This is a genomic window from Streptomyces sp. NPDC051963 (assembly GCF_044593495.1).
In the GTDB taxonomy this organism is placed as follows: Bacteria; Actinomycetota; Actinomycetes; order Streptomycetales; family Streptomycetaceae; genus Streptomyces.
Map to the genome: position 1 here is coordinate 1244704 of NZ_JBIUCC010000001.1, position 19571 is coordinate 1264274.

At 70.2% G+C, this 19571-nt stretch carries 18 protein-coding genes; 9 read left to right on the plus strand and 9 right to left on the minus strand.

Features of this window, described 5'->3' with window-relative positions:
• Nucleotides 1–38: 38 nt before the first annotated feature.
• Nucleotides 39–1484, minus strand: a complete 1446-nt coding sequence (locus tag ACIHFB_RS05265; protein WP_365270319.1) for an extracellular solute-binding protein — start codon at nucleotides 1482–1484, stop codon at nucleotides 39–41.
• A gap of 250 nt (nucleotides 1485–1734) precedes the next feature.
• Between ACIHFB_RS05265 and ACIHFB_RS05270 the strand changes: the two genes are divergently transcribed.
• Nucleotides 1735–2550, plus strand: coding sequence for a sugar phosphate isomerase/epimerase (locus tag ACIHFB_RS05270; protein WP_365270322.1), 816 nt, complete (start codon nucleotides 1735–1737; stop codon nucleotides 2548–2550).
• A gap of 47 nt (nucleotides 2551–2597) precedes the next feature.
• Nucleotides 2598–3656, plus strand: a complete 1059-nt coding sequence (locus ACIHFB_RS05275; RefSeq protein ID WP_365270326.1) for a LacI family DNA-binding transcriptional regulator — start codon at nucleotides 2598–2600, stop codon at nucleotides 3654–3656.
• Nucleotides 3657–3680: 24 nt separating this feature from the next.
• On the opposite strand, the gene ACIHFB_RS05280 is transcribed toward ACIHFB_RS05275, so the two are convergent.
• Together ACIHFB_RS05280 and ACIHFB_RS05285 are read right to left on the minus strand one after the other, a co-directional pair.
• Entirely contained in the window at nucleotides 3681–4454 is a 774-nt protein-coding gene (locus ACIHFB_RS05280; protein ID WP_365270329.1) for an alpha/beta hydrolase, read from the minus strand.
• Between the two features lie 87 nt (nucleotides 4455–4541).
• Nucleotides 4542–6050 (minus strand): GMC family oxidoreductase, encoded by a 1509-nt coding sequence (locus tag ACIHFB_RS05285; protein WP_400125338.1) that lies wholly within the window; start codon nucleotides 6048–6050, stop codon nucleotides 4542–4544.
• Between the two features lie 207 nt (nucleotides 6051–6257).
• Between ACIHFB_RS05285 and ACIHFB_RS05290 the strand changes: the two genes are divergently transcribed.
• The 3 genes from ACIHFB_RS05290 to ACIHFB_RS05300 all read left to right on the plus strand — a co-directional run bounded on the left by ACIHFB_RS05290 (nucleotide 6258) and on the right by ACIHFB_RS05300 (nucleotide 9682).
• Nucleotides 6258–7955, plus strand: coding sequence for an amidohydrolase (locus ACIHFB_RS05290; protein ID WP_400125340.1), 1698 nt, complete (start codon nucleotides 6258–6260; stop codon nucleotides 7953–7955).
• Between the two features lie 52 nt (nucleotides 7956–8007).
• Complete coding sequence (locus ACIHFB_RS05295) at nucleotides 8008–8367, plus strand: DUF779 domain-containing protein (RefSeq protein ID WP_365270338.1); 360 nt, start codon at nucleotides 8008–8010, stop codon at nucleotides 8365–8367.
• 76 nt (nucleotides 8368–8443) lie between these two features.
• On the plus strand, nucleotides 8444–9682 hold the full coding sequence (locus ACIHFB_RS05300) for a phosphodiester glycosidase family protein (RefSeq protein ID WP_400125342.1): 1239 nt from the start codon (nucleotides 8444–8446) through the stop codon (nucleotides 9680–9682).
• Between the two features lie 14 nt (nucleotides 9683–9696).
• Here ACIHFB_RS05300 and ACIHFB_RS05305 read toward each other — a convergent pair whose 3' ends face one another.
• From ACIHFB_RS05305 to ACIHFB_RS05330, 6 genes are all read right to left on the minus strand, one after another.
• Nucleotides 9697–9891, minus strand: coding sequence for a hypothetical protein (locus ACIHFB_RS05305; RefSeq protein WP_365270344.1), 195 nt, complete (start codon nucleotides 9889–9891; stop codon nucleotides 9697–9699).
• Between the two features lie 103 nt (nucleotides 9892–9994).
• Complete coding sequence (locus tag ACIHFB_RS05310; protein ID WP_400125344.1) at nucleotides 9995–10858, minus strand: phosphatidylinositol-specific phospholipase C/glycerophosphodiester phosphodiesterase family protein; 864 nt, start codon at nucleotides 10856–10858, stop codon at nucleotides 9995–9997.
• A gap of 185 nt (nucleotides 10859–11043) precedes the next feature.
• The gene (locus ACIHFB_RS05315; RefSeq protein WP_400125346.1) at nucleotides 11044–12135 is read right to left on the minus strand and encodes an acyl-CoA dehydrogenase family protein; all 1092 of its coding nucleotides are present in this window, start codon (nucleotides 12133–12135) and stop codon (nucleotides 11044–11046) included.
• Nucleotides 12132–13313, minus strand: coding sequence for an acyl-CoA dehydrogenase family protein (locus ACIHFB_RS05320; RefSeq protein WP_365270353.1), 1182 nt, complete (start codon nucleotides 13311–13313; stop codon nucleotides 12132–12134). Before ACIHFB_RS05320 ends, ACIHFB_RS05315 begins: the two co-directional genes overlap by 4 nt.
• The gene (locus ACIHFB_RS05325; protein ID WP_365270356.1) at nucleotides 13310–14287 is read right to left on the minus strand and encodes an NADPH:quinone oxidoreductase family protein; all 978 of its coding nucleotides are present in this window, start codon (nucleotides 14285–14287) and stop codon (nucleotides 13310–13312) included. The genes ACIHFB_RS05320 and ACIHFB_RS05325 overlap by 4 nt, the downstream gene beginning before the upstream one ends.
• 84 nt (nucleotides 14288–14371) lie before the next feature.
• Complete coding sequence (locus ACIHFB_RS05330; protein WP_400125348.1) at nucleotides 14372–14956, minus strand: helix-turn-helix domain-containing protein; 585 nt, start codon at nucleotides 14954–14956, stop codon at nucleotides 14372–14374.
• A gap of 69 nt (nucleotides 14957–15025) precedes the next feature.
• Here ACIHFB_RS05330 and ACIHFB_RS05335 point away from each other — a divergent pair, with 69 nt between their 5' ends.
• The 4 genes from ACIHFB_RS05335 (at nucleotide 15026) to ACIHFB_RS05350 (ending at nucleotide 19555) form a co-directional block, all read left to right on the plus strand.
• A complete protein-coding gene (locus ACIHFB_RS05335; protein ID WP_365270362.1) occupies nucleotides 15026–16039 on the plus strand; it encodes an NAD(P)/FAD-dependent oxidoreductase in 1014 nt (337 codons plus the stop codon).
• A gap of 47 nt (nucleotides 16040–16086) precedes the next feature.
• Nucleotides 16087–17625 carry an ATP-dependent DNA ligase gene (locus ACIHFB_RS05340; RefSeq protein WP_400125349.1) on the plus strand — a complete coding sequence of 513 codons (1539 nt, stop codon included), beginning with the start codon at nucleotides 16087–16089 and terminating at the stop codon, nucleotides 17623–17625.
• The gene (locus ACIHFB_RS05345; RefSeq protein ID WP_365270368.1) at nucleotides 17622–18095 is read left to right on the plus strand and encodes an NUDIX domain-containing protein; all 474 of its coding nucleotides are present in this window, start codon (nucleotides 17622–17624) and stop codon (nucleotides 18093–18095) included. The genes ACIHFB_RS05340 and ACIHFB_RS05345 overlap by 4 nt, the downstream gene beginning before the upstream one ends.
• A 74-nt stretch (nucleotides 18096–18169) precedes the next feature.
• Nucleotides 18170–19555 carry an NADP-dependent succinic semialdehyde dehydrogenase gene (locus ACIHFB_RS05350; RefSeq protein ID WP_365270371.1) on the plus strand — a complete coding sequence of 462 codons (1386 nt, stop codon included), beginning with the start codon at nucleotides 18170–18172 and terminating at the stop codon, nucleotides 19553–19555.
• The last annotated feature ends 16 nt before the right edge of the window (nucleotides 19556–19571 follow it).

Consider the following 19571-nt stretch of genomic DNA (forward strand, 5'->3'; position numbering starts at 1 on the left):
GCGGTCCTTGCTGACATCCGGCTTGCGGGCGTGAACGGCTACTCGGCCGGCCCGTAGTCGGAGGTGTACGACCAGTCGGGGAACGTGAAGCAGTCGAGCGAGACCTTCAGACCCTGGGCCGCTTCCTTCTCCAGCTCGGACGTCAGGGTCTTCTGCCGCTGGGCGACGATCCGTTCGGCCTCCGGCTTCAGCGAGTCACCCGAGTTCAGGGCACCGGACATCGCCTCGTACTCCCAGGTGGGCCGCTCGCCGATGGCCTTGATGTACGCCTTGGACTTCACCAGGTCCGGGCACTTGGTGATCGGGAGCGGCAGCTTGACCCGGTAGTCGGGCTTGTCGGCGATCTGCATGATCTGCCGGATCGCGGGGTCCGTGATGTAGCGGGCGTTGTCAGCGAAGGCCAGCGTCCCGAAGCCGCTCTTGAGGTACTCCTTGACGAAGTAACCGTCGGGCTGCGTCATCCAGTTCAGGAAGGTCCATGCGGCCTTCGACTGCTTGGACCCCGCGCTCACCCAGTACTTGTTGCCGTCGGGCTGGCTCCACAGGGCCCCCTTGGACCCGGTGTCCGGCACGGGATGGGGCGCCACGGAGTACTGGGAGGACTCCATGCCCAGGGACTTGAGCACCGACGGCAGCCAGGTGCCGTCCATCATGATGCCGGCCTGTCCCGCGGCGAACTGCTGCCGGGAGAAGTTCTTGTCGTTGTTCCCGGGCGCCAGGTAGCCGTCCTTCTTGAGTTCCTGGATGAACGCGAACACCTTCTGCGCCTGCGGCTCGGTCAGCGAGAACGTGCCCTTCCTGTAGTCGAAGAACAGGTCGTTGAAGGTGTATTCACCGGAGGCGAGGGCGTAGAAGATGCGCTGGAAGTCGACGTCCTTGGTGGGCGAGGCGATGCAGTACGCCTTCGTCTTCTCCTTGATCTGCGCGCAGGCGTCCGTCAGCTCGGACCAGGTCGCCGGCGGCTTCGCGGTGTCGAGTCCCGCGTCGTCGAAGACCTTTTTGTTCAGGAACATGTAGCCGGGGCCCCAGTAGGTGCTCTCGGACAAGGGGAACCCGTATGTCTTGCCGTCGAGTTGGTTGACCCCGTCGACGAACGAGCCCTCGGGCCAGCGCTTGGTGAAGCTCGCCGGCAGCGCGGCTCCGCCGTTGAGGGGCTGGATCCACTTCTGGTCGAGCAACTGCGACATGGCCAGCGGGCCGTTTTCGCTCCAGTAGAAGATGTCGGGACCCTGTCCGCTCTGGAACGCCAGCGGGAGCGTCCGCTTGTACTCCTCCTGAGCGATCGACTGCCACTCCACGGTGATGTCCGGGTGCTGACGGTGGAACTCCTCGGCGACCTGCTTGTGGAAGTCCGTCTGCTCCGCCGAGTAGTCCCAGATCTTCAGGGTGGTGCCCGAGGAGCCGGAGCCCCCGCCGCACGCCGCGAGCAGTGGCGCCACCAACAGCGACGCGAGCACCAGCCTGCCGCTCCGGGATGCTCCCACTCTGTGTCCTGTGCGCATACGTCGGCTCCTGCTCTGTGGAGATGGGGCTCGGGACTGAAGTGCGGATGACGTTAGGGCGGACCCCAGGGTCGAGCAAGCGTTTTCACAGGAGAAAATTTTCGAGACCACGTCCGGAAGCCTCCATTCACCTACTTGAACTGCATCTTTGTGCGAAGCAATCGACCTTGAACAGTGATGCGGGTATCTTTCAGGGAGCGCTTTCACAGATCTCGCCGGAAGGGAGTACGTCGTGCACGTCCTCGTCCTCACCAAGCCGTTCGGTGCGCTGTCGCCCAAGGAACTCGCCGCCCGGCTGGCGGAGGCCGGCGCGGACGGCGCCGATCTGCTGGTCAGAGACGGACAGACCGTCACACCGAGCACACCGTCGCGCCTGGCCGAGACGGCACGGGCCCTGGACGGCAACGGACTCGGGCTCGGCCTGGTCAGCACGGATCTGACCTCGGCGGACAGCGAGGCCGAGCGCGTCATCGGGCACTGCGCCGAAGCGGGCGTGACGCTGATGCGCGTCGGGTTCTATCGCTACGACGCGGCGGCCGACTACGCCTTCGAGCTGGACCGGGCCCGTCGCGACCTCGCGGGCCTCGCCGACCTGGCGGCCCGAAACGGCGTGCGGCTCGTGCTCGCGCTGCACCACGGCACGCTGCACCCCTCGGCCGCACACGCGGCACGGCTCCTGGCAGGCCGCGACGATGTCCTCGTCCACCCCGACCCCGGCAACCAGGCCAAGGAAGGGAGCGAGGACTTTCGTCTGACCCTCGACACGCTCGGCGGTCTCGGCCGTGTCGGCTGCGTGGGCGTGAAGAACGCGGTGTGGGAACCCGGTCAGACGCAAGGATCCTGGCACTGCCGATGGCAGCCGCTCGCCGACGGCGGTGTCGTCCCCTGGCCCACGATCCTGTCCGGCCTCACCGGGCTCGGCTACGCCGGCCCGCTCTCCCTCCATGTCCACTACCCGGCCGAGAACCCGCTCGCGGCGGTCCGCCGGGACCTGGAGCACTTGCGCGGAATGCTGCCCGCCCCCGGGAGCACGCCGCCCGCACGGTGAACGACGAACTACGCTGGCGATGAGCCAAGGGCCTTGGAGAGCTGGGTTTGACTACTTCGAACGTTCCGGAGACGACGAGCGGGTCCGCCGCCAGATCGGTGGCGCGCCAGCGGCGTGTCACGATCACCGATGTCGGCACGGCGGCAGGGGTGTCCACCTCCACCGTCTCCCGTGTTCTCAACGGCACCGCCCGGGTCGACCCCGAACTGGTGCGCCGCGTGCAGAGCGCGGTCGCCGAACTGGGCTATCGCCCCAACGCCGCCGCCCAGGGCCTGGCTCGCGGCGAGGCCGGCGCGATCGGCGTCCTCGTGCCCGACCTGTCCAACCCGTACTTTCCCGATGTCCTCAAGTCCGTCTCCGCGGTGGCCCGCTCACACGGGCGCAGGGTGATGGTCATGGAGTCGGACGAGGACGCGGCGAGCGAGCCCGAGCTGGCCGCGGATCTGATGCGCTGCTGTGACGGCGTACTGCTGTGCTCCCCCCGCATGGACCGCACCGCGCTCGTCGATCTGGCCCTGCGCGGCCATCCCATGGTGCTGGTCAACCGGGTCGTCCCCGGGCTGAGCGTCCCCTCGGTCTCCGTCGACTTCTACGGCGGGATGACCCTCGTCTGCGGTCACCTCACCCAGCTCGGGCATCGCCGTGTGGCCTACCTCAGCGGCCCCGAGGCGTCCTGGGCCAATGCGGAACGGATCCGGGCCTTCGAGGCCGCGGCGGCCTTCGGAGTCGACGTCACGATCGTCCCCTGCGGCCATACGGCGCGGCACGGCTATGACGCGGCCGGGGCGATTCGGGACAGTGGCGTCACCGCTGTGGTCGCCTACAACGACCTCGTGGCGCTCGGTGCGGTGGCCGCGTTGGAGGAGTCGGGCCTACGGGTCCCCGAGGACATGTCGGTGATCGGCTGCGACGACATCTCCGTCGACGACCTGCCCAGTTCGCGCAGGCTCACCACAGCCTCGCTGGCCCGCGACGAACTGGGCCGGCAGGCAGCCCAGGGGCTGGAGACCCTGATGGCCACCGACGGTGACACCGAACCCCGCTACATTCCGATGGAACTCCGGGTACGCCAGACCAGCGCGGCGCCCGCGGGGACGGCCCGCTGAAGCGCGGGCGCACCCGACTGCACGTCAGCTCCTCGCTGTGGCCTGCAGAATGAGTCCGGCGATCGTCTGCGGGTGCGTCACCAGCGACAGGTGGCCCGCGTCGACCTCGATGGTCGTGGCGTTCATGCGCCGGGCCATATAGCGCTCGAGGTCCGGATTGATGGTGCGGTCGTTCTTCGAGACCGCGTACCAGGACGGCTTCTGGTGCCAGGCCGCGACACTCGTGGTGGGCGGCGCGACCGAGAAGGGCCCTTGGGCCGCGTACAGCGCGAGGGCCTCCTTCCTGGGCACGCCGTTCGCGAAGTCCTCCAGGAACGCCTGCCGGCCCAGGTACTTGAACCCGCCCGAGGTGATGATCCCGGCGTTGACCGGAGGGGTGGGGAACTTCGCGGCGAGCGCGGCGAAGTCCTCGCCGGCTTCCGGGGCGCGGGCGGCCACATAGACGAGTCCGGTGACGTTCGCGGCGAGCCCGGTCTGGGAGATGACCGTGCCGCCGTAGGAGTGGGCGACCAGGACCGTGGGCCCTTCCTGGCGTGCCAGGGCGAAGTTCGTGGCGGCGACGTCGTCGGCGAGCGAGGTGAGCGGGTTCTGCACCGAGATGACGTTCAGTCCCGCCGCTTGCAGCAGCGGGATGACCTTCGACCAGGAGGAGCCGTCCGCGTAGGCACCGTGCACGAGCACGACATTGCGCACAGCACGCTTGGGCCTCGGGGTTGCCGCCTGGGCCGAAGCAGTCGCGGAGAGCGTGGCTGCCGCGACTCCCGCGCCCAGTGCGGAGAACTGACGACGACTGATCACGATCGATACCGTCCTTTTTTACGAAAGGTTGTGTTTGCTGCGATATGACGGTTTCGGGCCGTCCTTCTCGAGTATCGGCGGTACTCGTCAGGAACTGATGAGTTCCGCTGCTCGCTCGGCAATGGCGTAGACGGTCGCGTTGGTGTTGGCGGAGATCGGCGAGGGCATGACCGACGCGTCGGCGACCCGTAGCCGGCTGATGCCGTGCACATGGAGGCTGGGGTCGACCACGGACCTCTCGCCGGTGCCGATGGCGCAGGTACCGGCGTAGTGCGAGTAGCTCCGGATGTTGCTCCGGACGTAGCCGCGCAGGTCTTCCTCGCCCCGCACGTCCGGTCCGGGCAGCGCTTCCGTGGCGCGCCAAGGTGCCAGTGCGGGCGCGGCGCCGATCTCACGGGCGATCCCCAGTCCGGCGACGACGATCTCGACGTCGCGCGGATCGGAGTAGTACGCGGGATCGATCACCGGGTGTGCGCCGGGCGTCGTGTCGGCCAGGCGGAGCGAACCCCGGCTGAACGGCGTCACGAGGGAAACCATGACGGCGTATCCGTTCTCCATGTCGGGTCCCGGCAACGACTCCGCGCGCAGCGGAACGTCCACGAACATGATCTGCACGTCCGGGCCGTGCTCGCCGATCCCCGTGCTCAGCAGGCCCTGGACCTCACCGTGGTTGTTGGTCCCGTGCGGTACCGGCCGGGCGGACCGGTAGACCACGCCGCACATGGGATGGTCGTGCAGGTTCATCCCGACGCCTGGCAGGTCCACGACCACCTGGACACCCATGTCCTCCAGGTGATCCGCCGGTCCGATGCCGGACAGCATCAGCAGCTGCGGAGTCCCGACGGTGCCCGCCGTGAGCACGACCTCCTCCGCGCATTCGGCGACGAACGTCTCGGCGCCCACGCTGTACTCGACCCCCCTGCACCGGTCGCCGTCCAACAGCAGCCGGTGCACCAGCGCGTCGGTGACCACATCCAGGCCCGGCCGGCTCAGGTTCGGGGTGAGATAGGCATCCGCCGCGCTTTGGCGCCTGCCGTCGACGATGTTCAGATCGCACCAGCCGAAGCCCTCTTCCAGGCCGCCACTGATGTCCCGCGCCATCGGGTGACCGGCCTGTCCGGCTGCCTCCAGGCCGGCTTCCGCGATGGGATGCCGCTCGATGGCGGGGCCGGGCCTGAGCGGGCCGTCGACACCGCGCAGCGCGGGATCGCGCCCTTCGGTGTGTTCGCTGCGCTTGAAGGCCGGCAGCAGGTCGTCGAACCCCCAGCCCTTCGCGCCGGCCGCGACCCAGGCGTCGTAGCCGGCCCGGTGCCCCCGCACGAAGTTCATCGCGTTGATGGACGAGGAACCGCCGAGACCGCGCCCGCGTGGCCAGGCGACGCTTGTGCCGGTGGCTCGCTGAGGCACGGTTCGATCGGCCCAGTCGGCCATGGATCCCATCAGCGTGGGCCAGGCCGGGGGCACCGCCACCGCCGCCGGCGCCGTCGCGCTGCCCGCCTCGAGCAGCAGCACGCGCCCGCCACCCTCCGACAGCCGTGCCGCCAGCACACACCCTGCGGTGCCGGCGCCCACCACGACGTGGTCGTAACCGTGCATGAGAACTCCCTACGGTGTAGCTCCTTCAGCGGGTGAGAACTCGTCGTCGATTCCACGCTATATCGGTGACGCCGCTTCAATTCATGAAGCAATCGCGCCGGGAGAGGCCTGACCTCGGCCTCTTCGGTAGCGTTCCCTGAAGTGACAAAGGGGAATTTTCCCCAGCCTTGAAGCTGCACCCTCCGATGCGCCTGGAAAGTTGGCCACATGTTTGCCCAGGACCGCCGAGCGGCCGACTTCGTTGTCCGTGGCTCCGTCGTCTGCACCCTCGACACCGCCCGGCCATGGGCGCAGGCCTTCGCCGTGCGTGACGGAACGATTGTGTCGGTGGGCGACGAGGACGAGGTCAAGGCCGTGACCGATGCGCGGACCCGGACCGTGCAAGCCGAGGGCGGCATGGTCATGCCGGGCTTGATCGACGTGCATTCCCACGTCGGTTTCGGTGGCCAGGCTGCCGCGTGGGAACTCGTGCTCTCTCCGATGTTCGGTGTCGAGGAGATCCTCGGGGCGGTTCGAGACCGGGCGGGCCGGCTCGGTCCGGACGAATGGGTCGTCGGCGGCGTCGTCATCAGTCCGGTGTTTCATGCGATGGGCGACCCGGAAATGCTGGCAGCTCTGGACGAGGCGAGTCTGGGCAGGCCGGTAATGCTGCGGGACGACTCACTGCACAACCGGTGGGTGAATTCCCGGGCCCTGAGAATCCTCGGTGTCGATGCCGCATCGCAGGATCCGGTCGGCGGGAGTTACGTGCGTGACACCGCGGGCCGCCCGGTCGGACTGCTGCTCGGCCGACCTTCCACTGATGCCGAACTGGCTGCCCGACGGAGTTCCGGGGATCTGCATGAGCGGGATCTCCGGTCGGCTCGTACGGCCGTGTCGATCCTCAACTCGGTGGGTGTCACCGCGACACAGGACGCGGCGACCATGGGCGCCTGGCTGGACGTGTTCACCGAACTCGACCGGGCCGGCGAGCTCAACGCCTGGATCGTGGGATCCATGCCGGCCAGGGAGTTCATCGAGTCAGGGCCGGTGGGCAACGACCTGTTCGCCACCGCACCCAAGCGCCGCTCGGCCCATGTGCGACCTGACTTCGTCAAGGGGATTCTCGACGGTGTGCCGATGACCCGGACCTCCAAGTTCCTCGACCCGTACAAGCCCGACCCGTTCGCCCCTCAAGGCGTCCCCGTGGGTCATGCGTGCCCGTTCCACGGTGAAGGACTGTTCAGCGACGACGAGCTTCTCCAACTGCTGGAGGACGCGCTCTCGCACGGTTTGCACGCCAAGCTGCACGCCACCGCGGACGCAACGGTGCGCCAGGTTCTCGACGCCGTGGCAGTCATGCGCGAACGACATGGTGACGGGCCGGTGTTCCATATCGCACACCCGGAGTTCGTCCATCCCGACGATGTGGCCCGCTTCGCCGAGCTGGGTGTCGTGCCCGACGCCTCACCGGTCCTGTGGTTCCCGAATCCCATGAACGGCACCATCGCCCAGCAGGTCCAGGACCATTACATGGAACGCATCTGGCCGCTGCGGGAGCTGCACGCGGCGGGCGCCCTGATCGCCGCCGGATCCGACTGGCCCGTCGCGATGCCGTTGCCGAATCCGTGGCTGAGCATCCAGACCATGGTCACCCGGCGCAGCCCCGACCCGATGTTCCCCGGCTCACTGGCGGCCGACCAGGCCCTCGATCTCGACACCGCCGTCAGGGCCCACACCGTCAACGCCGCGAGGGCCATGGGCCTGGCAGGGCAGACCGGGCAGATCGCACCGGGCATGTCCGCCGACTTCATCGTGCTGGACCGCAACGTCTTCGACACCCCCGTCGAGCAGATCCACGCCACCCGTGTCCAGCAGACCTGGTTCGCCGGCCGTCTCGTCCACGAAGGAACGCCGTCCGACTGAGCACACGGGGTGTGCAACCCCCTCGCAACCTCCCGCATGCTGCGCTGTCGGCATGGATGAGGAGATCCCGCGTGTCGAGCTCACGCCCGCTGCCGCCGACCTGCTGCGTCGGCTGCGGCAGGCGCACGGTCCGCTGATGTTCCATCAGTCCGGCGGCTGCTGTGACGGCAGTGCGCCCATGTGCTATCAGGAGGGCGAGTTCCGTACGGGCGGCTCGGACGTGCTGCTCGCGGAGCTGGCGGTCGACGGGGTCGAGGAGCCGGTGGGCTTCTGGATGTCGAGGAGTCAGTACGACGTGTGGAGCCACACCCGGCTCATCGTCGACGTCGTCGAGGGCCGGGGCAGCGGCTTCTCCCTGGAAGCACCCGAAGGAGTGCGTTTCCTGATCCGTTCCCGGCTGGTCGGCGCATAGGCACCCCGGCGGTCACCACCGTCTGGTCCAATTCCCCTGAGTTCCACGACATGTGACGCGACCTCAGGGGGGACTTGTGACGCATCGTCAGAAACGGTTCGGAGCGGGTAGAGCGCTGCTGACGTTTCTCACGGCATTCGGCGCGCTGGCCGGTGCGGCCCTGACGGGGGCGGCACCGGCCGCCGCCGTCCGGGGCGACACACGCATCGCGCCGGGTGTCACCTACGAGCAGTTCGACATCCATGCGGCCAAAGGTGTGACGCACGCACATGTGCTGAGCGTCGACCTGCGCAATCCGAAAGTCCGCCTCGGCCTGCTGTATCCGGGGGCGGTGGCCGCACGCGAGACCGTCTCCGGGCTGGCCGACGCCCAGGGCGCGGTAGGGGGCGTCAACGGCGACTTCTTCAACATCACCGAGACCCAGCACCCGGGCGTGGAGGCGACCGGCGCGAGCGTGGGTCCGGCGATCGCCAGGGGCGGCGTCCTGAAGGCGGCGGTACCCGACGGCCAGCGCTTCGGCCCGGCGTTGCCGCCCGGCACGAGCACGAAGGACGTGTTCGGTGTCGGCGCCGACCGGCGGGCCCGGCTGGACAGCCTCGCCCTGGCCGGGTCGGTCCGCACACCCGAGGGGCAACTGCCGCTCGGCGGGCTCAACCAGTACGCCCTGCCGGTGGGCTCCGTCGGCGCCTTCACCTCCGACTGGGGCAGCGTCTCCCGGGTGCGCGCCACCTGCGGCACGGACACCGACCGGGCCGCGCCGTGCAGCGCCGACACCTACGAGGTGACGGTCCGCGACGGCCGGGTCGTGTCGAGCGCCGACACGCCGGGCAGCGGCCCCATCGCCCGGGGCAGCACCGTGCTGGTCGGCCGGGAGGCAGGCGCCCAGCAGCTCCGGAAGTTCTACGCCGGCGAACGCGTGGCGGTCCGGCACCGTCTGGTGGCGTCCGCGTCCGGGGTTCCGTACCGCTTCGCCCTGGGCGGCTACCCGGTCCTGGCCGACGGACAGCAGCTGCCCGGGCTGGACAACAGGACCGCGGCGGTGCGCAGCGCCGTGGGCATCGCGGACGGCGGACGGCGCGTGTTTCTGCTCGCGCTGGACGGCGCCGTCGAGTACCGCACCGGACTGACGATCGCCGAAGTCGCCGACATCATGCGGCAGTTGGGCTCGGTCGACGCGTTCAGCCTGGACGGCGGCGGGTCGTCGACGCTGGTCGCCCGTGCGCCGGGCGCGGCCGCCGTCACCGTACGGAACCACCCCGCGGGCGGCGCGGAACGCCCCGTCCCGAACGGCATCGGGGTCTTCTCTGCCCCCTGACGGATGCGGTGGCCTCACGGTCTCAGACTGCTGACGATGTCGGCGGTCGCCGTGAGGCCGCTGTGAATGGTCGGCGCCATGCTCGAGCTCGCCATGTAGAACCCGAGCAGCGCGCAGACAATCGCATGGGTGGGCTTCAGCCCGCCGTTGCGCAGGAACGTCACCGCCAGGATCAACAGCAGCAGCACCACAGAGATGGACACGGCCATCGAAAACCTCCTCCGCCACGTCCACTTCGCGGCGTTCGGCCACGAGTGTGGCGTAGCGGAGGGTTCGTCCGGGCGGCTGGCGTGTCCTCCGAACGTGTGGTGTCTAGGCCGACCGGTGCGCGTCCAGGAAGGCTTCCAGGCCGATCAGGTCGTCGGTGTTGAGGTAGTCGACGTCCGCGGCCAGCAGTTCCGCCCACAGCGCGTCCCGGGCGGGGCCCGCGATGTCCGGGGTGGCCCAGAAGCGGACCTTCTGCCCGCGCGCGTGCGCCGACTGGACGATCGTGTGCAGCTTCTGCCGCTCGGCGGCGGGGAAGTCCCCCACGCCCAGCCAGGTGAAGTTGAGCGTCCAGTTGTCGCTGATGAGCGAGACGAAGGAGGCGGGCGCGGAGGTGCCGAGGTCGGTGAGCCGGCCGTCGTAGAAGGCCCGGCGTACGGTCTGGGCCTCCATGGGCACCCGGGCCGCGCGGTCGCCGGAGATCACGGCGGTGACCGGACCGGGGTGCACCCGGCCGTGCGCGTACGTGGTGAACAGGCCCTTGTAGCGCCGCAGATGCCGGTCGAGTTCGAGGTACGTCGACGAGCCCTCGGTCTTGACGTCGATGAGCAGCTGGAGCGAGCCGCGGTAACCCCGGTACACGGAGCCGTGGTTGGCCTTCACCCGGGCCGCGAGCGTGTCGAGGTAGAGGGACTCCAGGGTGCGGGCCGGGTCGAGGTCCACCTCGTCGTGCGCGACGAGGAGTTGGTCGCCGACGAGCCAGATGTCGGCCTCGACGCTGCCGAAGCGGTGGTCGAGGGCGTCGAGGAGGGGACGGGGGTGCTCGTAGTCGTTGTGCGCGTGGGCGCGCCAGAGGGGGCGCGGGTAGTGCTTCTTCTGCTCGCCCGCCAACGCCTGTGAGGCGGGCACCACGAGCGCGCTCGCGAGGGCGGCGCCGAGGGTGAGGGCTCTGCGACGGGTGGTGTGGGCCATGCTCTCTCCCCGAGGAGTTCCGATGTGAAACCTCAGCGAGTATGCGTTCGAGCAAGGCCCAAGAAACCAGTTGGGAAGGGGAGTTGGCCGGACTGCCGTCGTCAGTTCACTTCATTGGCCGAAGCCACACCGAAAAGCCCGCCCCTGGTGGGACGGGCTTCCCGCGGACTACTCCCAGGTGAACGTCAGGGGGTGCGCAGGTCGACCAGTTCGGCCAGCGCGGCACGGTGCCCGCCCGCGCTGCCGTACGCGATCGAGTCCGCCTTGGCCCTCTTCAGATACAGGTGCACCGGGTGTTCCCAGGTCATCCCGAGACCGCCGTGCAACTGGAGCGCCTCCTCGGCAGCGTGGACGGCCACCGGCGCCGCGTAGGACTGTGCGACGGCGACCGCCACGTCGACGTCCTCGCCGGTCGCGAGCGCGTCCGCGGCGTTCCGGGCGGCCGCGCGCAGGCCCACGACCTCCAGCCACAGGTGCGCGAGCCGGTGCTTGAGCGCCTGGAACCCGCCGACGGGCCGGTTGAACTGCTTGCGCTCCTTGAGATACCGGACCGTCTCGGTCAACGACCAGTCGGCGAGCCCGAGCTGCTCGGACGCGAGCAGCCCGGCTCCGGCCCGCAGAGCCCGTCGTACGGCGGGTTCGGCGTCGCCCAACCGACGTGCAGCAGCACCTTCCAGCACCACGCGCGCCACGGGCCGCGTCAGGTCCAGCGACACCTGCGGTACGACGGTCACGGCCCCGGCGTCGACGGCGTACAGCCCACCGTCGTCAGCGGGCACGAGCAGCACGTCCGCGGCAGCCGCGTCCGCGATGCCGGTCAACTCGCCGTGCAGGGCGCCGTCTTCACGTCGTACGGCTTTGAAGGCGCCGTCCGGGGCGACGTTCAGGGCGACCGCGAGGGCGCCGATCCTCCGTCCGGACGCCAGCTCGGCGAGCAGGTCGTCGGCCTCGCAGGCCAGCAGGGCCTCCGTGGCGACCACGGCGCTCGTCAGATAGGGCACGGGGGCGACCGCGCGCCCCAACTCCTCCAGGACGACGGCGACTTCGCGGTGCGAGGCGCCCTGGCCGCCCTGCGCCTCGGGCACCAGGAGCCCGGCGAGGCCCATGGCATCGGCGAGGGACTTCCACAGGGACACGTCGTGCGGGGTGTCGGACTCGGTGCGGGCGATCACGCCCGCCGGGTCGCAGTGATCGGTGAGCAGGTCGCGGACGGCGGAGCGGAGCGCTTCTACCTCCTCCGAGTACAGAAGATCAGGCTGTGTGCGCTGTGTTGTCATCGGGCCAGGTCCTTCCACGCGACGTCCTTGTCGGTGCGCGGCTCGGCGGGCAGGCCCAGGACGCGCTCGGCGACGATGTTCAGCAGGACCTCGCTGGTCCCGCCCTCGATGCTGTTGCCCTTGGAGCGGAGGTAGCGGTAGCCGGCGTCGCGGCCGGTGAAGTCGACCAGTTCGGGGCGGCGCATGGTCCAGTCGCCGTACAGCAGGCCCTCCTCGCCGAGGAGTTCGACCTCCAGGCCGCTGATCTCCTGGTTGAGGCGGGCGAAGGACAGCTTCATGCCGGAACCCTCGTAGCCGGGCTGGCCCGCGACGAGTTGTTGGCGCAGGCGTTCGCCGGTGAGGCGGGCGACCTCGGCCTCGACCCAGAGCTTCAGCAGGCGCTGGTGGAGGTCGTGGGTGCGCAGCTCGGGGCGTTCGCGCCAGGTCTGTGCGACGGGCCCGATCATGCCGCCCTCGCGCGGGATGCGCATGCCGCCGATCGAGACGCGTTCGTTCATGAGCGTCGTCTGCGCGACCTTCCAGCCGTCGCCGACTCCGCCGAGGCGGTGCGCGTCCGGGATGCGGACGTCGGTGAGGAACACCTCGTTGAACTCGGCCTCGCCGGTGATCTGGCGCAGCGGCCTGACCTCGACACCCGGGTCGGTCATGTCGCAGATGAAGTACGTGATGCCCTGGTGCTTGGGCAGGTCCGGGTCGGTGCGGGCGATGAGGATGGCCCAGCTGGCGAGATGCGCGCTGGACGTCCAGACCTTCTGCCCGTTGACGACCCAGTCGTCGCCTTCCAGAACGGCGCGGGTGCCGAGCGCGGCCAGGTCCGATCCGGCGCCCGGTTCGCTGAACAGCTGGCACCAGACCTCCTCGCCGACCCACAGGGGCCTGAGGAAGCGCTGCTTCTGCTCCTCGGTGCCATAGCGGAGGATGGTCGGCGCGGCCATCCCGAGGCCGATGCCGATACGCCGGGGGTCGTTGTCGGGGGCGCCCGCCGCCTCCAACTCGGCGTCCACGACGGCCTGGAGGGCACGCGGGGCGCCCAGTCCGCCGAGGCCCTCCGGGTAGTGCACCCAGGCGAGTCCGGCGTCGAATCGGGCCTTGAGGAAGTCGGTCCGGTCCGTGCCGGCGGGTGGGTGCTCGGCCAACAACTCGGCTGTGCGGCGCCTCAGTTCGGCTGCGTCGGTCATACGGCGGCTCCGTTCTCCGGTGACGGTACGACGGCGACCCGGCCGGTGGTCACGCCGTCGCCGACCCGCTGCACGGCGGCCGCGGCGCCCTCCAGCGGCACCCGCTCGCTCACCAGCGGCTTGATGGCGCCCCGGGCGGCCAGCTCGGTGAGCTGCTCGTGGCAGTGCTGGACCAGCTTGGGGTTCTTGGTGTTGTACAGGCCCCAGTGCAGGCCTAGGATCGAGTAGTTCTTCACCAGGGCGTGGTTGAGCGCCGGGCTGGGGATCGTCCCCCCGGCGAAGCCGACGACCACGATCCGGCCCTCGAAGGCGACGACCTTGGTGGACTGGGTGTAGGCCGAGCCGCCCACGGGGTCGTAGATCACGTCGGCGCCCCGGCCGCCGGTGGCTTCCTTCACGGCGGCGACCACGTCCTCGGTTCGCCGGTCGATGACGACATCGCAGCCCAGCTTCCGGGCGACGGCGGCCTTCTCGGCACCGCCCACGACCCCGATGACCGTGGCGCCGGCCGCCTTCCCGAGCTGCACGGCCGCGCTGCCGACCCCTCCGGCGGCAGCGTGCACGAGCAGCGTCTCGCCGGCCTCCAGACGGGCCCGCCGGTGCAGACCGAACCAGCCCGTCTGGTAGCCGATGTGCAGCGCGGCCGCCTCGGCGTCGTCCAGGGAATCGGGTGCGGGCAGGACAGCGGCCGCATCCGCGACGGCGTACTCGGCGAAACCGCCGTACGGCAGCGCGGGGTTGGCGAGCACCCGGCGCCCGTCCTCGGTCTCGCCGCAGATCTCCACGCCCGGCGTGAAGGGCAGCGGAGGCCGGACCTGGTACTGCCCGCGGCACATCAGCACGTCAGGGAAGTTGATGTTGGCGGCACGCACCTTCAGCAGGATCTGGCCGTCGCCGGGCGTGGGCCGCTCGACGTCCTGGAGCCGCATCACCTCGCCCGGCTCACCGATCTCGTGTACTTGCCATGCCTGCATGCGGGGCCTCCACAGACTGCGTCGTCCGACCAGGTCCATCGCATACTAAGCGGTCGCTTGCCCCCGAGGGAACCGTTACGCGCGTCACGCCCGCTTCGGCCGTGCCCGCACATGCATCCGCTCGCCCTGCGGCCCGAACAGACTGAGGAACTCCACCGGCCCCTCCCCCGTCGACCCGAACCAGTGCGGCACCCGCGTGTCGAACTCGGCGGCCTCCCCGGCGTTCAGCACGATGTCGTGATCGCCCAGGACCATCCGCAGCCGTCCCGACATCACGTACAGCCACTCGTAGCCCTCGTGGGTCCGCGGCTCCACCGGCTCCGCCTCCTGCTGCGGCACCAGGACCTTGAAGGCCTGGAGGCCGCCGGGCTGGCGGGTCAGCGGCCAGTACGTGCGTCCGTGCCGCTGGATCGGCTCGGCCCGCACCCGGGGGTCGCGCACCGCGGGCGCGCCCACCAGTTCGTCCAGCGCCACCTCATGAGCCCGCGCGATCGGAAGCAGCAGCTCCAGGCTGGGCTTGCGCAGGCCCGACTCCAGCCGGGAGAGCGTGCTCACCGAGATACCGGTCGCCTCGGAGAGCCCGGCGAGCGTGGCGCCCCGCTCCTTCCGAATCCGCCGCAGCCGTGGACCGACCTCCGCGAGCACCTCGTCCATGTCGTCGTCACTCATGGGGTCCATTGCAGTTTCGGCAAATCCGTTTGTCAATGCGGCAGTGGCGCGCGACCGTTCCCACGGGAGGTGGTCACCGTGACCGAGACACACAGTGACACGTACGAAGTGGTCGTCATCGGCGGCGGCACGGCGGGGCTGTCCGCGGCTCTCGTGCTGGGCCGGGCCAGGCGCCGCACGCTGGTGGTCGACGCGGGCGAGCCGCGCAACGCGCCCGCCGCGCACATGCAGGGCTATCTGTCGCGGGACGGCATGTCCCCGGCCGAGTTCCTCGCGGTCGGACGTGAGGAGATCGCGCGGTACGGCGTCGAGCTCGTCCGGGACACCGCCGTGGACGTCACCGGGGGCGCGGACTTCGCGGTCGAGCTGGCGAGCGGGCGGACGGTGCGCGCCCGGCGGCTGGTGGTCACCACCGGCCTGAAGGACGAGCTGCCGGACGTCCCCGGCGTCGCCGAGCGGTTCGGGCGTGACGTGATCCACTGCCCGTACTGCCATGGCTGGGAGGTGCGCGACCAGGCTTTCGGTGTGCTCGCGACGAGCCCGCTGAGCGTGCACCAGGCGCTGATGGTCTCCCAGTGGTCCAAGGACGTGACGCTCTTCCTGCACCAGGTCACCGAGGCCGAACTGTCGGACGACGATCTGCGCAGGCTGGCCGCGGCGGGCGTCCACATCATCCCCGGCCGGGTCGCGGGGCTGGTGATCGAGGACGACCGGCTCACCGGCGTGCGGCTCGCGGAGGGGTCGACGTACGACCGCCAGGCGCTCTTCGTCGCGCCGCGCGCGGTCCCGCAAACCGGGCTGCTGGAGAAGCTGGGCGCCGAGATGAACGAGACCCCCTTCGGCGCGTACCCAGTGGTCGACGCGACCGGCCTGACGACCGTGCCGGGCGTGTGGGCCGCGGGCAATGCGATGGGGTTCGCCGAGCAGGTCGTGAACGCGGCGAGCGGCGGCTACCGAGCGGGCGCCTTCATCAACGGAGAGCTGCTCTTCGCGGACCTGGACGAGACGCCCGCAGGGGCGCGGGGAACTGCGCGACCAGCCACAACGGACCCGCAGACGATCGACGACCCATTGCGGCAATAACCGTTCGTCCGGGTGAAGACCGGCGGAGCCCGTTGCACCATGGCTGCATGCTGCTGACCCGGCTGGCCCAGGTGTCCCGGGAGGTCGCCGCCACCTCCGCGCGGTCCCGGAAGATCGCTCTGCTCGCGGAGCTGTTCCGGGACGCGCAGGCGGACGACGTGCCCATCGTCATCCCGTATCTCGCGGGCCGACTGCCACAGGGGCGGCTCGGCGTCGGCTGGAAGGTGCTGAGCCGCCCCGTCGAGCCGGCCGCCGAGCCGACCCTGACCGTGCGCGAGGTGGACGCCCGGCTCACGGGGCTCGGCAAGGTGTCCGGCCCCGGTTCGCAGGCGGAACGGGCCCGGCTGGTGGGCGAGTTGATGGGTGCGGCCACCGAGGACGAGCAGCGGTTCCTGTTCGGTCTTATCACCGGTGAGGTGCGGCAGGGTGCGCTGGACGCCGTGGCGGTCGAGGGCCTGGCCCAGGCGACCGGAGCGCCGTCGCCCGATGTACGGCGGGCGGTGATGCTCGCCGGATCCCTCCAGACGGTCGCGCAGGCGCTGCTCGCGGACGGTCCCGAGTCGCTGAACCGCTTCCGGCTCACCGTCGGCCGCCCGGTCCTGCCGATGCTGGCGCACAGCGCGTCCTCCGTGGGCGAGGCGGTCGAGAAGCTCGGCGCCTGCGCGGTCGAGGAGAAGCTGGACGGCATCCGCGTCCAGGTGCACCGGGACGGGGACGCCGTACGGATCTACACCCGCACCCTCGACGACATCACGGACCGGCTGCCCGAACTGACCTCGGCGGCGCTGGAGTTGAACGGCGAGCGCTTCATCCTGGACGGCGAGGTGCTCTCCTTCGGCGCGGACGGTCGACCGCGTTCCTTCCAGGAGACCGCCGGGCGCGTCGGCTCCCGTGTGGACGTGGCGACCGCCGCCGAGGCGGTTCCCGTCTCCCCCGTCTTCTTCGACGCGCTGTCCGTCGACGACCGCGACCTGCTCGACCTGCCGTTCGCCCAGCGGCACGCGGAACTGGCCCGGCTGGTGCCCGAGCCGATGCGGGTGCGCAGGACGCTCGTGGACGGGCCGGAGGATCTGGACGAGGCGGAGGCCTTCCTCGCCGAGACCCTGAAGCGCGGTCACGAGGGCGTCGTCGCCAAGGCCCTCGACGCCCCCTACAGCGCGGGCCGGCGCGGCGCGTCCTGGCTGAAGGTGAAGCCGGTGCATACCCTCGACCTGGTCGTCCTGGCCGTCGAGCGGGGCCACGGCCGTCGCACCGGCAAGCTCTCCAACCTCCACCTCGGCGCGCGCAACCCCGACGGCTCCTACGCCATGCTCGGCAAGACCTTCAAAGGAATGACCGACGCGATGCTGACCTGGCAGACCGAGCGCCTGACGGAGCTGGCCGTGGAGGACGACGGCTGGGTCGTCACCGTACGCCCCGAACTCGTCGTCGAGATCGCGTACGACGGCCTCCAGCGGTCGACCCGCTATCCGGCCGGCGTCACCCTCCGCTTCGCCCGCGTGGTCCGCTACCGCGAGGACAAGCGGCCGGAGGACGCCGACACCGTCGAGACACTGCTCGCGGCCCACCCGGACGTCGCCCCGTGACCGGGCCCAAGGGAAAGCGCAGCGCCGGCCTTCTGTTGTTCCGGCACACGGACCGGGGCCTGGAGGTGTTGCTCGGGCATATGGGCGGCCCGTTCTTCGCCCGGCGTGACGCCGGGGCGTGGACGGTGCCCAAAGGCGAGTACGAGCCCGACGAGACCGCCTGGGACGCCGCCCGCCGCGAGTTCCAGGAGGAGCTGGGGCTGGTGCCGCCGGACGGCGAGGCGATCGAACTCGGCGAGGTGACACAGACCAACCGCAAGATCGTCACGGTCTGGGCGATCGAGGCCGAACTCGACCCGCAGGCGATCGTCCCCGGCACGTTTCGCATGGAGTGGCCGCCGAGGTCGGGGCAGACGCAGGAGTTCCCCGAGCTGGACCGGGTGGAGTGGTTCGGGCTCGACCGCGCCCGCGCCGTGATCGTCACGGCGCAGGCCGCGTTTCTCGACCGGCTGGCGGAGCACTCGGGCTGAACAGTGGCCTACGCGTTGCGGTCCCCGGCGCCGCGCGGGAAGGTCGAACCAAAGCCGCCCTCAGGAGGTCAGCCATGCCCATCGCGACGGTGAATCCGGCGAACGGCGAGACGCTCAAGACGTACGAGGCCATGGGCGCCGAAGAGCTCGAGCGCAGGCTCCAGCTCGCCGAAGCCACATTCCGCACCTACCGGGTGACCGGATTCGCCGAGCGCGCCCTGCTGCTGCGCCGGGCCGCCGATCTCCTGGAGGAGGACCAGCAGGACATCGGCCGGGTCATGACGACCGAGATGGGCAAGCCGGTCAAGCAGGCCCGCGCGGAGGCCGCGAAGTGCGCCAAGGCGATGCGCTGGTACGCCGACCACGCGGCGGAACTCCTCGCCGACGAGGAGCCCGCCGACTCCGACGTGAAGGACTCCGGCGCCTCCCGCGTACTGGTCCGCTACCGGCCGCTGGGCCCGGTGCTCGCGGTGATGCCGTGGAACTTCCCGCTCTGGCAGGTGATCCGCTTCGCCGCCCCCGCGCTGATGGCGGGCAACGTCGGCCTGCTCAAACACGCCTCGAACGTCCCGCAGACCGCCCTGTATCTGGAGGACCTGTTCCACCGCGCGGGCTTCCCCGAGGGCTGCTTCCAGACCCTGCTCGTCGGCTCCGGCGCGGTCGAGGACATCCTGCGCGACGAGCGCGTCAGGGCGGCCACCCTCACCGGCAGCGAGCCCGCGGGCCGGGCGGTCGCGTCCGTCGCCGGGGACATGGTGAAGAAGACGGTGCTGGAGCTGGGCGGCAGCGACCCGTACGTCGTCATGCCGTCCGCCGACGTCGACCGTGCCGCCCAAGTCGCCGTCACCGCACGGGTGCAGAACAACGGTCAGTCCTGCATCGCCGCCAAGCGGTTCATCGTCCACGCGGATGTCTACGACGCGTTCGCCGAGCGGTTCGTGGCGGGAATGCGGGCGTTGCGGGTCGGCGACCCGCTGGAGGAGGAGACCGAAGTCGGGCCGCTGGCCAGCGAGCAGGGCCGGGCGGATCTGGAGGAGTTGGTGGACGACGCGGTGCGCAGCGGAGCGGCCGTGCTGTGCGGCGGCGAACGTCCCGAGCAGGCCGGCTGGTGGTACCCGCCGACCGTCCTCGCCGGCATCGACCGCGAGATGCGGATCCACCGTGAGGAGGCCTTCGGGCCGGTCGCGACGCTCTATCGCGCGGGCGACCTGGACGAGGCGGTGCTCATCGCCAACGACTCGTCGTTCGGGCTGAGTTCCAATGTCTGGACGCGCGACGACGCCGAGGTCGACCGCTTCGTACGGGACCTGGAGGCGGGCGGGGTGTACTTCAACGGGATGACCGCGTCCCACCCGGCGTTTCCGTTCGGCGGGGTGAAGCGGTCCGGGTACGGGCGTGAGCTGTCCGGGCACGGAATCCGCGAGTTCTGCAACATCACGACCGTATGGCACGGAGCGTGAGGGTTCCGCGGCTACG

What these genes read in the sequence shown, in the direction of transcription:
- ACIHFB_RS05295 (WP_365270338.1), top strand. Translation starts at nt 8,008, where the DNA reads ATGGATGAGGAGATCCCGCGTGTCGAGCTCACGCCCGCTGCCGCCGAC.
- ACIHFB_RS05330 (WP_400125348.1), bottom strand. Translation starts at nt 14,956, where the DNA reads ATGAGTGACGACGACATGGACGAGGTGCTCGCGGAGGTCGGTCCACGG.
- ACIHFB_RS05340 (WP_400125349.1), top strand. Translation starts at nt 16,087, where the DNA reads ATGCTGCTGACCCGGCTGGCCCAGGTGTCCCGGGAGGTCGCCGCCACC.
- ACIHFB_RS05290 (WP_400125340.1), top strand. Translation starts at nt 6,258, where the DNA reads ATGTTTGCCCAGGACCGCCGAGCGGCCGACTTCGTTGTCCGTGGCTCC.
- ACIHFB_RS05305 (WP_365270344.1), bottom strand. Translation starts at nt 9,891, where the DNA reads ATGGCCGTGTCCATCTCTGTGGTGCTGCTGCTGTTGATCCTGGCGGTG.
- ACIHFB_RS05320 (WP_365270353.1), bottom strand. Translation starts at nt 13,313, where the DNA reads ATGACCGACGCAGCCGAACTGAGGCGCCGCACAGCCGAGTTGTTGGCC.
- ACIHFB_RS05325 (WP_365270356.1), bottom strand. Translation starts at nt 14,287, where the DNA reads ATGCAGGCATGGCAAGTACACGAGATCGGTGAGCCGGGCGAGGTGATG.
- ACIHFB_RS05350 (WP_365270371.1), top strand. Translation starts at nt 18,170, where the DNA reads ATGCCCATCGCGACGGTGAATCCGGCGAACGGCGAGACGCTCAAGACG.
- ACIHFB_RS05310 (WP_400125344.1), bottom strand. Translation starts at nt 10,858, where the DNA reads ATGGCCCACACCACCCGTCGCAGAGCCCTCACCCTCGGCGCCGCCCTC.
- ACIHFB_RS05285 (WP_400125338.1), bottom strand. Translation starts at nt 6,050, where the DNA reads ATGCACGGTTACGACCACGTCGTGGTGGGCGCCGGCACCGCAGGGTGT.
- ACIHFB_RS05315 (WP_400125346.1), bottom strand. Translation starts at nt 12,135, where the DNA reads ATGACAACACAGCGCACACAGCCTGATCTTCTGTACTCGGAGGAGGTA.